Annotated in this window: 14 protein-coding genes; 6 read left to right on the top strand and 8 right to left on the bottom strand. The window is 73.6% G+C overall.

Features of this window, described 5'->3' with window-relative positions; translation table 11 throughout:
* Positions 1–20: 20 nt before the first annotated feature.
* The 5 genes from dgt to ACWGJY_RS04255 form a co-directional block, all read right to left on the bottom strand.
* Positions 21–1,346 carry a dGTP triphosphohydrolase gene (dgt, locus tag ACWGJY_RS04235; RefSeq protein ID WP_453259257.1) on the bottom strand — a complete coding sequence of 442 codons (1,326 nt, stop codon included), beginning with the start codon at positions 1,344–1,346 and terminating at the stop codon, positions 21–23.
* Positions 1,347–1,426: 80 nt separating this feature from the next.
* The gene (locus ACWGJY_RS04240; protein WP_453259258.1) at positions 1,427–1,780 is read right to left on the bottom strand and encodes a hypothetical protein; all 354 of its coding nucleotides are present in this window, start codon (positions 1,778–1,780) and stop codon (positions 1,427–1,429) included.
* A gap of 350 nt (positions 1,781–2,130) precedes the next feature.
* A complete protein-coding gene (gene nadE, locus ACWGJY_RS04245) occupies positions 2,131–2,961 on the bottom strand; it encodes an ammonia-dependent NAD(+) synthetase (protein WP_453259259.1) in 831 nt (276 codons plus the stop codon).
* Between the two features lie 131 nt (positions 2,962–3,092).
* On the bottom strand, positions 3,093–3,647 hold the full coding sequence (locus ACWGJY_RS04250) for a GH25 family lysozyme (protein ID WP_453259260.1): 555 nt from the start codon (positions 3,645–3,647) through the stop codon (positions 3,093–3,095).
* A gap of 266 nt (positions 3,648–3,913) precedes the next feature.
* A complete protein-coding gene (locus tag ACWGJY_RS04255) occupies positions 3,914–5,134 on the bottom strand; it encodes a glycosyltransferase family 4 protein (RefSeq protein ID WP_453259261.1) in 1,221 nt (406 codons plus the stop codon).
* 236 nt (positions 5,135–5,370) lie between these two features.
* Between ACWGJY_RS04255 and ACWGJY_RS04260 the strand changes: the two genes are divergently transcribed.
* Together ACWGJY_RS04260 and ACWGJY_RS04265 are read left to right on the top strand one after the other, a co-directional pair.
* Positions 5,371–6,135, top strand: a complete 765-nt coding sequence (locus ACWGJY_RS04260) for a response regulator transcription factor (RefSeq protein WP_453259262.1) — start codon at positions 5,371–5,373, stop codon at positions 6,133–6,135.
* 1 nt (position 6,136) lies between these two features.
* Positions 6,137–7,711, top strand: coding sequence for an ATP-binding protein (locus ACWGJY_RS04265; RefSeq protein WP_453259263.1), 1,575 nt, complete (start codon positions 6,137–6,139; stop codon positions 7,709–7,711).
* 159 nt (positions 7,712–7,870) lie between these two features.
* Here ACWGJY_RS04265 and ACWGJY_RS04270 read toward each other — a convergent pair whose 3' ends face one another.
* Positions 7,871–8,830 (bottom strand): M56 family metallopeptidase, encoded by a 960-nt coding sequence (locus ACWGJY_RS04270; RefSeq protein WP_453259264.1) that lies wholly within the window; start codon positions 8,828–8,830, stop codon positions 7,871–7,873.
* Positions 8,827–9,255, bottom strand: a complete 429-nt coding sequence (locus ACWGJY_RS04275) for a BlaI/MecI/CopY family transcriptional regulator (RefSeq protein WP_453259265.1) — start codon at positions 9,253–9,255, stop codon at positions 8,827–8,829. The genes ACWGJY_RS04270 and ACWGJY_RS04275 overlap by 4 nt, the downstream gene beginning before the upstream one ends.
* 113 nt (positions 9,256–9,368) lie before the next feature.
* On the opposite strand from ACWGJY_RS04275, the gene ACWGJY_RS04280 reads away from it, so the two are divergent.
* From ACWGJY_RS04280 to ACWGJY_RS04295, 4 genes are all read left to right on the top strand, one after another.
* Positions 9,369–10,064 (top strand): DedA family protein, encoded by a 696-nt coding sequence (locus ACWGJY_RS04280; protein WP_453259266.1) that lies wholly within the window; start codon positions 9,369–9,371, stop codon positions 10,062–10,064.
* Between the two features lie 64 nt (positions 10,065–10,128).
* Positions 10,129–10,734 (top strand): phosphatase PAP2 family protein, encoded by a 606-nt coding sequence (locus ACWGJY_RS04285; protein ID WP_453259267.1) that lies wholly within the window; start codon positions 10,129–10,131, stop codon positions 10,732–10,734.
* Positions 10,735–10,796: 62 nt separating this feature from the next.
* Positions 10,797–11,486 (top strand): phosphatase PAP2 family protein, encoded by a 690-nt coding sequence (locus ACWGJY_RS04290; protein WP_453259268.1) that lies wholly within the window; start codon positions 10,797–10,799, stop codon positions 11,484–11,486.
* A 154-nt stretch (positions 11,487–11,640) separates the two neighbouring features.
* A complete protein-coding gene (locus tag ACWGJY_RS04295) occupies positions 11,641–11,949 on the top strand; it encodes a hypothetical protein (protein ID WP_453259269.1) in 309 nt (102 codons plus the stop codon).
* Positions 11,950–12,185: 236 nt separating this feature from the next.
* Here the strand turns inward: ACWGJY_RS04295 and ACWGJY_RS04300 are convergent, their stop codons facing one another.
* On the bottom strand, positions 12,186–13,571 hold the full coding sequence (locus tag ACWGJY_RS04300; protein ID WP_453259270.1) for an L-serine ammonia-lyase: 1,386 nt from the start codon (positions 13,569–13,571) through the stop codon (positions 12,186–12,188).
* Positions 13,572–13,878 lie beyond the last annotated feature (307 nt).

Consider the following 13,878-nt stretch of genomic DNA (forward strand, 5'->3'; position numbering starts at 1 on the left):
CCGGAACCCCGCCCCCGGGCTCACAGCCACACGTTGTCGTTGACCGACCCCAGGCCCGTGCCCGACAGCCGCCGGTGCAGGGCCAGTGCCTGGTCCTCGGTCAGCGAGGCGACATGGTCCGCGGCGGCACGCAGCCGGTCGCCGTGCAGTGCCAGCTCCTCGGCGCGGTCCGGTGGCAGCAGTTCGGGTGCGTCATGGGTCCAGCGCAGCAGCTCGCTCACCACCCGCCGCTTGCCGTGCTGCTGGGTGGCCAGGGCCGGGCGGTCGATGACGTAACACCACACCAGTTCCTTGAGCAGATCGCAGGCGGCCCGCCGCTCTGCCGGGATCACCAGCCGCGCCCCGTAGCGGATCGCCGCCGCGCCGCCCACCTCCAGCTCGATCCCACGGGTGAAGTACGAGATCAGATCGGCGGTGCGGCGGTTGACCGCGACCGCGTCCTCGTGGCTGCCGCTGTAGGGGGCGGGCACCGCCAGCCGCTTGCCGATGTCCGCCATCATCACCAGCGCCGCCGCACGGTCGAAGGCCCCGCCCTCCCGCGCCCGCTTGGCCTGGACGTAGTCCAGGAAGCGGCGGATCTCCCGCTCGGTGTCGGCGCCCGCGGCACCGTCCGGCGGGAACAGCGCGGCCAGCGGGATCAGGCCCGTACGGTAGAAGTCCTCGACGTCATGGCAGGCGTAGGTGACATCGTCCGCCCAGTCCATGACCTGCTCCTCGACCGGTACGGCGGTGTCCGGCCGGGCGGCCCGCACCCAGGAGAACGCCTCCCGGTCGGCGACGTAGACGCCCCACTTCACATGCCGCGCCGGATCCTGGTCGACGGGCGCCCGCTCCCAGGGGTATTTGGTGGCGGCATCCAGACAGGCGCGGGTCAGATGCAGTCCGCGGTGGCCCGGGTATTTGTGGGCGGCGAGGAAGGTCAGCACCCGCAGGGTCTGCGCATTGCCCTCGAAGCTGTCCAGCACCCCGTCCGCGAAGTGCAGCTCGTCCATCGTGGCGCGCAGCGCCAGCTCACCTGCGTGCCCGAAGGGCGGATGGCCGATGTCGTGGGCCATGCACGCGGCCTCGACGAGCGCCGGATTCGGCCCGCCGTACCGGCGCTCCAGCCGCTCCGCCATCCGCCGGCCGAGCTGAGCCACCTTCATCGAGTGCGTCAGCCGGGTGTGATACGCGCCCAGCTCGGCGCTCGCCACCACCTGGCTCTTGCCGGCCAGCGCCCGCCACTGGGTCGAATACAGGATCCGGTCGACGTCATGCTCGAAGCCGGACCGCTGCCCGTCGTCGGGCACCCGTCGCCGCAGGGAGTGCTGCTCCAGGTCCTCATCGCTGTACTTGGCTGGTCGCATGCGCGGATGGTAGTCCCACCCTGTCCGCCGGCGGCCGGCCGGTGGCCCCGGGACCGTCCGCCCCGGGGCGGACGGAACACCTAAGCGCTCAGCCGGCGCCGCCAGCGCGGGTGCGGACGGGCGTGCGGGCGGGCGTGCGGGTGGTGGGCGTCCGCCCTGCGACGGCGGTCGTTGCAGAGCAGGCACTTGCCGTAGCCCGGCGGGAGAGGATCTTCCGGGTCGCCGTACAACGGGTCGACCGCGCCGTTCGGATGTATGGCGCAGCCGGTCGGGCCGGTCTCCGCGCCCAGCGAGCCGGCAGCGGCCAGCGCTTGGCGGAGGACGTCGACGAGCTGGTCCGCATCGCGCCGGGTGGGCGCGGACTGCAGGGCGGAGGCAAGGTCGGAGGCGGTGGTCAGCGCGGTCTGGAGTTCGCGCAGGTTTGCGTAACCCATGCCTCGGAGCGTAGGCGGACCCACTGACAGTTGATCTTCCGATCGCACTTCGCGGCTTCCCATGGCGGCATGCATGCCCGCTCCGGCCCACGATTTAGCACCGGGAGGGTGACGGGCGCCTTGCCGGTCCATGAAGGGCGGGGTGGGCCCGGGGTGCCGTCCCCCCCACCCCCGGACCCACCCCCCGCCCCCTCCCCCGAAGGGGGAGAGGGGGAGGGGGCGGGGGCGGCTGGGGGAGAGCCCCGAGCGGGGCCCGGAGAGCCCCGAGAGGGCCGGGAAGAGCCCCGAGAGGGCCGGGAAGAGCCCCGAGCGGGGCGGGAAAGAGCTCCGAGCCGAGGCCGCCGCCTCGCTCAGGGCGCGATCGGCAGTGCCCGCTTGTGGTCCGTGAGGCGGTAGCGGCGGACGATGGCCTGGGCTGCCGCGATGTCGACCGGCCTGCCCTCCAGGAAGTCGTCGATCTGGTCGTAGCTCACACCGAGCGCGTCCTCGTCCGGCTTGCCGGGGTCGAGCGTCTCCAGGTCGGCCGTCGGCACCTTGTGCACCAGCTCATCCGGGGCGCCCAGCGCCGCCGACACCGCGCGCACCCGGCGCTTGGTCAGCCCGGTGAGCGGCACCACGTCGGCCGCGCCGTCACCGAACTTCGTGAAGAAGCCGGAGACCGCCTCGGCCGCGTGGTCGGTGCCCACGACCAGGCCGTTGTGGGCACCCGCGACCGCGTACTGCGCGATCATGCGCTGGCGCGCCTTGATGTTGCCCTGGACGAAGTCCTGGTGGCGGGCGTCGCGGAAGGTGAGGCCGCCGTCCAGCGCGGCCTGCAGCGCCGCGTCGCTGGCGGGGCGGATGTCGACGGTCAGTTCGCGGTCGGCGCGGAGGAACTCCAGCGCCCGCCGGGCGTCCTTCTCGTCCGCCTGCACGCCGTACGGCAGCCGCATCGCGTAGAACGTCGCCTCGTGCCCGGCGGCGCGGGCCCGTTCCACGGCGAGCTGGCAGAGCCGGCCTGTGGTGGTGGAGTCGACGCCGCCGCTGATCCCCAGGACCAGCGAGCGCAGGCCCGTGGAGGTCAGCCGCTCGGTGAGGAAGACCACCCGGCGCTCGATCTCCTGCTCGGCGTCGAAGGACGCGGTCACCTGGAGATCCCGGGCGATCTCCTGCTGCAGGGCCTTGAACGCCGGGTCGGTCACGGCTGCTCCTCGTGTTCTCGTGCTGCGTCGCGCGGTGCGGGTGACGCGTTGTTCCCGTGCCGCCGCGCAGGGTTTCCTACGCCGGTCAGGCGCGGTTCCGCGGAAGCGGAACGGCACGCCGGTAGGAAACCTTATGCCGGGTGCGCCCACTTCTTGAGGGCGGCCTTGGTCGGGAAGTCCGCGACGTCCTTGTCCAGCGGCTGGTCGGTGTACTGGTGGATGCGCCACTTCGCCTTGATCCGCGGATTCCCGGCGGAGACGTAGTCGGCGATCCACAGGCCGTCGGCCACGTAGGACGTGCTGTCGTGGTGGAGCCAGAAATCATGGTTGCAGTAGAGGAGCACCCGGTGGGTGGGGCGCAGCCTCTTCACCTCGGCCAGGAACTGGTCCTTTTGCGCATTGCTCGCATACGTCCCGTCGCCGGTGCTCTCCCAGTCGCAGGCGAGGATGTCGCCCTGGGCCGAGGCGCATTTCTCGACGAAGTAACTCGCCTGGGCGGCGATGTTCCCCGGCCACAGAAAGTGGTAGAAACCGACCACACAGCCCGCTGCGCGGGCCGTTGCCGCCTGTGCGGACTGATGCGGATTGACGTAGGAGCGGCCTTCGGTCGCCTTGACGAAAACGAAGTCCAGCCCTGCGGCGGAGTACGAGGTGTTGTAGGCGCTGACATCGATACCGTGCAGCATGAACGGCCTCCTGCCGATCGGACCTGCGGATTCGAAGTCTCAACTGCTCGAAGCGTCAACCGTGTTGCAGCATGTTCCGAACGTTCCCGGTCGCCCGGGTTCCGGCGTTCCGGTGATCAGGTGTTCCTGCGGTCCGGCGTTTCTGCGATCCGGTTTTTCTGCGTGCGATTCAGTCTCGTTCCAGCAGTTCAGCATGTTTGCTACCGGGGACGCCAGATCGTGGTAAGGAAGTTCCTTGTGCCGCGGTCAAGTTGAGGCGGGCCGCTTCAGCGCCGCAGCGCCCGGCGCACCAGTCGTCGTGCGCGGGCGCGGGCCCGCCCGAGAGTGCGCCGCCAGGCGCGGCTTCCGCGCGTCGACCGCAGTTCCTCGAAGAGGAGTTGATAGCGGCCGGCGATCGGCTCCGGGTCGTAGCGGTGTGAGCTTTCCAGTGCGGTCCTGGCCATGTCGCGGCGGCGCTGCGGGTCCTCGATGAGCTGGAGGAGGGCGCCGGCCAGCGCCCGGCCGTCGCCGCGCGGCACCAGCAGCCCGTCCGTACCGTCGTGGATGATCTCGGCCGGGCCCAGCGGGCAGTCGGTGCTGACGACCGGCACCCCGCAGCGCATCGCCTCGACGATGGTCATGCCGAAGGACTCGGCGTCCGAGGCCGAGGCGACGATCGACGCCTTGGCGAACTCCGCCTCTATCGGGGAGCGCGGCCCGGTCAGCTCCGCCTGCCGGCTCAGCCCGAGCCCGTCGATCAGGCCCTGGAGCTGTTCGCGCTCGGCGCCGCCGCCGTGTATCCGCAGCTGCCAGTCGGGGTGCTTGACGGCGACCGCGGAGAACGCCTCGATCAGCAGGTCGAACCGCTTGCCGCGGACCAGCCGGCCGGCCGCCGCGATCACCTTCGCGGTGCCCTCGGACGGCGGCCCGGCAGGCGCGGGCACGATGTTGGGCACGGCCAGCACCCGGACCCCGGGCAGCGGCATCCGTGACCGGTAGACGGCGGCATCCGCCTCGGTGGTGGTGACCAGGGCGTCCAGCGTCCGGTAGTGGCGCGCGAGTTCCGACCGGAGCTGCTTGTTGTGGGCGTCGTGCCGGAGGTGCTCCTGGGCGATGCGCAGGGCCTGGCGGGGGCCGAAGCGTGCCAGGTAGACATTGATGCCGGGCCGGGTGCCGATCAGCACCTCCGCGTCGGTGGCGCGCAGGAACTCCGCGGCCCGGACGTCGACCAGCCGGTTGTACTGGTGGTGCCGCTTCTCGGCGAGCGGGAAGTCCTGCGCGGGCTCACCGAAGAGCGGATCGGCCATGTCCTCGCTGCCCACCCGGGTGTCCACCAGCGGCACCAGCCGCACCCGCGGGTCCAGGGTGAACCGGGGGACCTCGCGGTGCCGCAGCATCGAGACGATCTCGACGTCGTGCCGGTCGGCGAGCGCGGCGGCGAGGTTGAAGGTGGTGCGGATGGTGCCGCCGATGGCGTAGGCGTTGTGCAGCAGGAGGGTGATCTTCATGCGGTGTCGTGCTCTTCCCCGAGAGGTGCCGAGTCGTTCCGACCGGCCGGTGCGCTCGCGGCCCGGTCGGAACGACCGGCCCGTCCGGCACCGGGCCACGGTGGCGGTAAGGGGTAAGCCGATGGCGTGGCGAGGGTGAGAGGCCGGTAAGAACCGCCGGTGAGATCCGGGTAAGAAAGCCACCGCCGGACCGGCCGCCCGCCGCTGCGCCTCCGGGGCCTTGGCAGACTTGCCGGGTGACCCATTCCGTACTGCTCGCCGAGGACGACCGTCCGATCCGCACCGCGCTGGAGCGTGCCCTGACCCTGGAGGGGTACCAGGTCACCGCCGTCGCGGACGGCATCCAGGCACTCGCCGCGGCGCACCGCGAGCGGCCCGATGTGATCCTGCTGGACGTGATGATGCCGGGGATCGACGGACTGCAGGTGTGCCAGGTGCTGCGGGCCGAGCAGGACCGCACCCCGATCCTGATGCTCACCGCCCGGGTCGAGACGGCGGACCGGATCGCCGGTCTGGACGCCGGGGCGGACGACTACGTGGTCAAGCCGTTCGAGGTCGAGGAGGTCTTCGCCCGGCTGCGGGCACTGCTGCGGCGGACGACGGCGGGGACGGCGGAGGAGGGCGGTGCGGCTGCCGGCTCCGGCGGCAGCGATGAGACCGGAGCCGCCGAGGGCCCGTACGACAGCCGGGCGGCGGACAGCGGCGTCGTCGAGGCGGCGGATCTGCGGATCGACGGCCCCTCGCGCCGTGCCTGGCGCGGCGACCGGGAGCTGGAGCTGACCCGGACCGAATTCGAGCTGCTGGAGCTGCTGGCCCGCAATGCCGGGATCGTCCTGGACCATTCGACGATCTACGACCGGATCTGGGGGTACGACTTCGGGCCCGGCTCGAAGAACCTCGCGGTGTACGTGGGCTATCTGCGGCGCAAGGTCGATGTCCCGGGCAGCCACCCGCTGATCCACACGGTGCGTGGCGTCGGTTACGTACTGCGGGAGGACTGAGGTGTCCGGGCCCCGCGACCGTACCGGGACCGGACCCGGAAACCGGCCCGGCCGCCGGCTGCGCGCCCGGCTGCGGAGCTGGGCGGGTTCCTGGCGCCGCGGCGGGTCGGCGGCCTGGCTGCGCACCCGTAAGCCGGCCAGCCTGCGCACCGCCTTCGCGGTGGCCTTCGCGGCGGGGGCCGCGGCGGTGACCGTCCTCGTCGGCTTCCTCAGCTATGACGCGGCGGCCCGGCTGGTACGGGTCGACGAGAAGTCGGTGTTCTCGCAGGTCGTACGGGATCTGCGCAGTCAGGTCCAGGAGCGGCCGTTCGTGCCCGCCGACTACACGAGCTCCGACCCCGACCACGACGGGCCGCGCGACGACCTGACCCGTCCCACCCGTACCGATGTGCAGATCCTGGGCGCCGACGGCCGGATCGTGGAGCCGGGCCGCCCGGCCCTCCCGGCCGGTGCCGGCGAACGCCGGATCGCCGCCGACGCACACGCCGGCCGGTATGCGGAGCGGGAGGCGGACATCGGCGACGAGGAGTACCACGTCGCGACGGTGGCGCTCGGCGGCGGCCGCGGTGCGGTGCAGGTCGCGCAGAAGTTCAGCGAGACCGAGGATCTGCTCTCCGCGCTCCAGCAGCGCACCGCGCTGCTGGCCGCCGCGGTCATCGCGCTGTCCGGCGCGGGCGGCTGGTGGCTGGCGCGCCGGATCACCGGCCGGCTGGTGCGGCTGACCTCGGTCGCCGAGAACGTGGCGGAGCACGGGCGGCTGGACGTCCCGGTCCCGGTGGCGGGGCGGGACGAGGTCGCCCGGCTCGGGCGGGCCTTCGACGACATGCTCGGCCGGCTGGCCAGCGCGGTCCAGGACCAGCAGCGCCTGGTCCAGGACGCCGGCCATGAGCTGCGCACCCCGCTGACCTCGCTTCGTACGAACATCTCGCTGCTGAAGCGGTTCGACGAACTGCCGCCGGACGCCCGCGACGAACTGCTGGCCGATCTGGCGGGGGAGGCCCGTGAACTCAGCGATCTGGTCAACGAACTGGTGGACCTGGCGGCCGGACAGCGCGACGACGACCCGCTCTCGGACGTGAGCCTGGCCGATGTCGCGGAGAAGGCGGCGGCCTCGGCCCGCCGCCGCACCGGTCGCGAGATCACCGTACGGACCGTCCGCCCGGCGGTGGTCGAGGGCCGGCCCGCCGCACTGCACCGCGCGGTCACCAATCTGCTGGAGAACGCCGCCAAGTTCGACGCGGGCGGGACGGAGCCGATCGAGGTCGTCGTCACGGGCGCCCGCGTCGAGGTTCTCGACCGCGGCCCCGGTATCGCGGACGCCGACCTCGACCGGGTCTTCGACCGCTTCTACCGGGCGGCGGCGGCCCGCGGCCTGCCCGGCTCGGGCCTCGGCCTCGCCATCGTCCGCGAGATCGCCACCGCACATGGCGGCCATGCCTTCGCCACTCGCCGTCCGGGCGGCGGCGCCACTTTGGGCTTCAGGGTCGGGACGGGGAAGGACAACGGCAGAGGAGCCGGGGCCCATACGGGGACCGCGCCGGGAGTCTGCGGCCGGGAGCCCGAGGCCGGGCGCTGACACCGGGAGTCCTGGGCCGGGAGCCGCAGGCCGGGGCGCCGAAGCCGGGGTCTGCGACCGGGGGCCTGCGACCGGGGGCCTGCGACCGGGGGCCTGCGACCGGGGCCTGGGGCCGGGGCGCCTGAGACCAGGGCGCCGGCCGCAGGATTTCCCGGCCTCTCAGCGCGCCGCCTCCCCCTGGGCCACCTCCACCGTCTGGTGCAGATCGGCCGCGGCGTCCAGGGCGGCGGCCGCGGAGAAGGTGACGCAGGCGAGCAGGGCCGCGGCGATCAGCCGGCGGCCGTGGACGCCGGCGCGTACCGGAGCGTGGTCCGAGGCCCGCTCGGGGGTCAGCAGGGCGGCGACCCGGCGGGGCACCGGGCCGGTCGTCGCGGCGAGAACGGTGCGGGGACGGTGCGCCGCCGGGGCGGCGGGGCGGGCGGCCAGCGCGGCCCGGCCGATGGCGCGGGCCGTCACCCGGCGGTCGCCCACCCGGGACGCGGCCGATTCGTCGGCCCAGCGCTCCAGGGCATAGGCCAGGGGCGCGCGCAGGGACCGGAGCAGCGGATGGCAGACCGCGGCCAGCGCGGCCGTGAGCAGGAAGAGATGATGCCGGCCCGCGAGATGGGCGCGCTCATGGGCGAACAGCGCCTCCCGCTCGTCCGGCGACAGCGCCCGCAGCATCCCGGCCGTGACCACCACCCGGCCCGGCCGCCCCGGAAGGGCGTAGGCATCGGGTGCGGAGTCCGGCAGGACGCACAGATCGCCGGTGGCGGGGTGGGTGTCGGTGGCGAGCCGGGCGGTGCGCAGCTCGGTGTGATGGCGGTGGGCGCGGTGGGTGACGGCCAGCGCACAGGCGGCGAGCAGACCGGCGGCGGCAGCGGCCGCGGGGACCGATACGACGGGATCGTCGCCGAGCAGCGGTGCGGAGAGATGGCCCAGGGCGGCGACCGGGGGCAGCTGCAGCGCCCCGGCGGTCAGCAGCAGGCCGAGCGCCGCGGTCGTACAGGCGGCCAGCGCGACCGCGCAGCCGGTCAGCAGCCAGGCGGCGGCGCGCGGCGGCAGCGACTCCGCCAGCCGGCGGGCGGCCGGCACCGCGAGCAGCGGCATCAGCAGGGGAATCCATACGGCGAAGATCACGGGGCGGCTCCGGGTCCGGGCTGCGGGCCGGCGCCCGGCGCCTCGGGGGCGCCGTCCCCCGCGCCCTCCAAAAGGGTCCGCAGCAACTGCTCGTCCTCGCTGGTGAGCTGGGAGACGAAGCGGGCAAGGGCGCTGCCGCGGTCGTCCTGCTTGTCCAGCTCGCTGCGCATCCGCCGGGCGGTCAGCCCCGCGGAGTCCTGTATCGGCGAATAGGTGAAACCGCGGCCGGCCCGGGAGCGGGAGACCGCTCCCTTGTCGTGCAGCCGGGTGAGGATCGTGGTGACCGTGGTCCGCGCGAGCCGGCCGCCCAGCGCGCTCTGCACCCCGGCGGGACTCAGCGGCTCCCCGGCCGCCCAGAGCGCCGCGAGCACGCTCGCCTCCAGCTCGCCTGAGGGACGCCGCTGCACGGGTGATGTCTCCGACATGGAACGCCCTTCACCTTTTCGTCGTCTACAGTTCCGTAGACCGTCTACGTGACTGTAGTCGGTCGGGCCTGCCGGAGGCGGGCCCGCAACCCATTATGGGAGGGGCCGCCGACATGTCTGTAGCCGGCGCATTTCCGCAGGTGACAGCAGTCACCCAGGCCGTGAACGTGCTCGACGCCGGATCCCTGCTGGCCGCGTTCGGCGCGCTGGGCGTCGCCGTCGTGCTGTTCGCCGAGACCGGGCTGCTGGTCGGCTTCTTCCTGCCCGGTGACTCGCTGCTGTTCACCGCCGGACTGCTGTGCGCCCCGGGCACCACCGGCGCCGTCCACCTCGCGCTGCCGCAGGTGCTCACCGCCGCCGCCGTCGGGGCGCTCGCCGGATCCCAGACCGGCTACTGGATCGGCCGGCGCGGCGGCCGCGCCCTGCTGGCCCGCAGTCGCGCCCGCCGGCTGCACGAGGGCGCCGCCCGCGCCGAGGAGTTCCTCGCCCGCTACGGCCACGCCAAGGCCATCGTCCTCGCCCGCTTCGTCCCCGTCGTACGCACCGTGCTGAACCCGCTGGCCGGCGCCCTCGGCGTGTCCGCCCGCACCTTCGCCCTCTGGCAGATCGCCGGCGGCCTGCTCTGGACGCTCGGCCTCACCCTCGCCGGATACGCCCTGGGGGCGTCCGTACCGAACGTCGACCGCTACCTGCTGCCGCTGGTCGCCCTGGTGGTGCTGGTGTCGCTGGCCCCGCTCGCCGTCGAACTGCTCCGCTCCCGCAGGCGCCCGGAGACGACGACCGGCCCCACGCCGCCGCCCGGCGCCTGAACCACCACACCCGTCCGTCCCGCACCACCGCACCGAAGCCGCCGAGCCGCCAAGGAGAACCCCCGTGAACCACCTCGCCTTCGGGGGAGCCTCGATCGACGGCGGCCCGTACACCCGGATCACCGCGCTTGCCCAGCACGTCCCGCACGGCCTCAACACCGTCATCACCTACTGGACCGACTACGGCCTCGCCCTCTTCGCCGTCCTGATGCTGATCAGCTGGTGGCGGGCGCGGCACGGCGCCTGTGGTGCCATGGCGACAGCGCTGGCCACCCCCGTCGTCGTGGTCGCCGCCTTTCTCGTCAACGACCTCGTCAAGACCTTCTTCGACGAACAGCGGCCCTGCCAGACGCTCCACACCGTCACCGTCGAGGCCTGCCCCGGGCCCGGCGACTGGTCCTTCCCCAGCAACCACTCCGCCATCGCGGCGGCGGCCGCGGTCGCCCTGCTGCTGTGCGACCGGCAGCTGGGCCGGATCGCCGTACCGGCCGCGCTCCTGATGGCGGCCTCACGCGTCTGGGTCGGTGCGCACTACCCGCACGACGTCCTCGCCGGCCTGCTCGCCGGCGCCCTCGTCGCCTGGGGTCTCACCCCGCTCGCCGCCCGCGCGGCCCCGGTCGTCGACCGGATCCGCGCCACCCGGCTGCGCCCCCTGGTGGCCGCGCGGTGACGCCGTCCGGGCAGGAACGGGGGCCGGGACCGCAGCGGCCGCGGCCGGAGACGGAGCCCGCCGTGCGCCCCGGGCCCCGGCGCCGCCCCGCCACCGCCGCGCTCCTCACCTTCGCCGCCGTCTGCGCCGCGCTCTTCGCCGCCGTGGCGGTCACCGTGTGCGTACGGCACGGCGCCCCGCTCGCCCCCGAACGGGCCGCCATCCGCTGGTCCACCGCCCACCACGGGGAGCCGCTGCGCACCATGGCCCGTGCGCTGACGGCCACCGGCACCGGGCCGGTGCCGTATCTGCTGGCGGTGGTCGCCGGCCTGCTGGCGGGCCGGGGCGCGGCGGGCCGGCTCCGCGCCGTGCTCTGCGCCGTCGCCGTCCTCGCCGTCGGGCAGGCGATCCGTTACGGCCTGATGGAGCTGATCGCCCGCCCCCGTCCGCCGGCCGCCGGCTGGGCCGGGCACGCCTCCGGATACGCGTTCCCCTCCGGCCATGCCACCACCTCGGCACTGGCCGCCGGAATCCTGGCCTGGGGCATCGCCCAGCGGGTCCGTCCGGCCGCCGCCCGCACCTGGTGCGCGGTGCTCGCCCTCTGGGCCGCCGGAGTCGGCCTCACCCGCGTCTACCTGAGCGTCCACTGGCCCGGCGACGTCCTCGCCGGCTGGCTCCTGGCGGCCACCCTGCTCGCCCTCGCGCTGCTGCTGGAGCCGCTCGCCTTCCCCCGTCGCACCGCTGCCGACGCGGGCCGGCAAGAGCGCCCATAGCGCACATTCCCATGAAGAGCTGACGATCGGACCAGATCTTCCCCAAGGCGGCATGGACGCCTCCCGCACCGAGCAGCACTGTCCTGGGCGCCGGGGCGATTCCGCGCGGCGCCGCTCATGGCACGTACCACCGCACCGCCAGGGGGACTCACCGATGAACCAGCCACTCGACGCTTCGCCGCCGCGCCCGTCGGCCGGCACGACCGCCGCCTCCAGCGCCCCCCACGGCCGTTGCCCGGCCGCCGACGCCAAGGACCCGACCCCGTGCGAGGGGCCGCGGGACGCCGCCACCCTCGTCGACCGCCAGGGCAGGGAGGTCGCCGGCTGCGTCCACCACTGCGCCCGGCTGCTGGCCGGCCTCGAAGGCGCCCGCGTCCACCCCTTCGTCCCCACGATCCAGGCCCTGGAGATCTACTCCCGGGCCCGTGAACTCCCGCCCTTCGCCTGGGAGATCGGCAAATAGCCGACCGGTCCGGGCCCACCGGCGCTTGGCCCACCGGCGCTTGGTCCACCGGCCCTTGGCCGACCGGTCCGGGGCGCACGGTCCGGGGCCGCACGGTCCGGGGCCGCACGGGCTCGGGGCGCAGCGCTGCGGGTTCACCGCTCAGGTCACCCGGCCCGGCGGATCACCTCCGGGTCCGCCCCCGGCGGACGGCGGGCGCCGTCCCGCCCCCGCCCGCCGTCCCCATGCTCATTTCCTCAGCACTCGATGATGTTGACCGCCAGCCCGCCCCGCGCGGTCTCCTTGTATTTGACGCTCATGTCGGCGCCGGTCTCCTTCATGGTCTTGATGACCTTGTCGAGGGAGACATGGTGGCGGCCGTCGCCGCGCAGGGCCATGCGGGCGGCGGTGACGGCCTTGACGGCGGCCATGCCGTTGCGTTCGATGCAGGGGATCTGGACCAGGCCGCCGACGGGGTCGCAGGTCAGGCCGAGGTTGTGCTCCATGCCGATCTCGGCGGCGTTCTCGACCTGTTCGGGGGAGCCGCCGAGGACCTCGGCGAGGCCGCCGGCGGCCATGGAGCAGGCGGAACCGACCTCGCCCTGGCAGCCGACCTCGGCGCCGGAGATGGAGGCGTTCTCCTTGAAGAGCATGCCGATCGCGCCGGCCGCGAGCAGGAAGCGGACCACCCCGTCCGCATCGGCGCCGGGCACGAAGTTGATGTAGTAGTGCAGGACGGCCGGGATGATGCCGGCGGCGCCGTTGGTGGGAGCGGTCACCACCCGGCCGCCGGCGGCGTTCTCCTCGTTGACGGACATGGCGTAGAGGGTGGTCCACTCCATGGCGTGGGCGGTGGCGTCACCTTCGGAGCGCAGCTGGCGCGCGGAGTGGGCGGCGCGGCGGCGGACCTTGAGCCCGCCGGGCAGGATGCCCTCGCGGTTCATGCCGCGGCTGACACAGGCCTGCATGACCTGCCAGATCTCCAGCAGCCCGGTGCGGATCTCGTCCTCGGTGCGCCAGGCCTTCTCGTTCTCCAGCATGAGGGCGGAGATGGACAGCCCGGTGTCGTGGGAGAGGCGCAGGAGTTCGTCGCCGGTGCGGAAGGGGTGGGTCAAGGCGGTGTCGTCGGGCACGATCGGGTTCTCGCCGGCGACGGCGTCCTCGTCGACGACGAAGCCGCCGCCCACGGAGTAGTAGGTCTTCTCCAGCAGGGGGGCGCCGGCCGCGTCGTAGGCGAAGAGGGTCATGCCGTTGGCGTGGTAGGGCAGGGCCCGGCGGCGGTGCAGGATCAGCTGGGACGACTCGTCGAAGTCGATCTCGTGGGCGGTGCCTATTTCGGCACCGAGCAGGCGCAGCCGCTTGGTGTGCCGGATGCGTTCGACTTCGGCGTCGGCGGATTCGACGTCGACGGTGCGGGGGGAGTGCCCCTCCAGGCCGAGGAGCACGGCCTTGGGGGTGCCGTGGCCGTGGCCGGTGGCGCCGAGGGAGCCGAAGAGTTCGGCACGGACGTTGACCGTCTGGGCGAGCAGGCCGTCCTTCTTGAGGCGTCCGACGAACATCCGGGCGGCGCGCATCGGGCCGACGGTGTGGGAGCTGGAGGGGCCGATGCCGATGGAGAAGAGGTCGAAGACGGAGATGGCCACGGGGGCTGACTCCCTTGTCTGCTCGTGGTGGACGGTGGAGCAATGGGGCAGGAGGTACGTTTCTGCGCCGTTGGTCGAGCGTAACGCGGACCCGGCCGGGTGCCGCCGGACGTAAACCGTCGGGATTCCGTCGCCGGGGGTAACGGCCGGTGTCGGCAGGGACACGGGAAGCAGGGGGCGCCGCCGGCGCACGGGACCGCCCGTCGAGGAGGCCGGCCCGTGCCCGGTCCGCTCCCGGTCCGCCGGAGCGGTCCCGGCCCGGACTGCCGCCTCCCCGTGGAGGGGCTGCTGCCCTGCGCCGCTTCGG

Source organism: Streptomyces sp. NPDC054765, assembly GCF_053612065.1.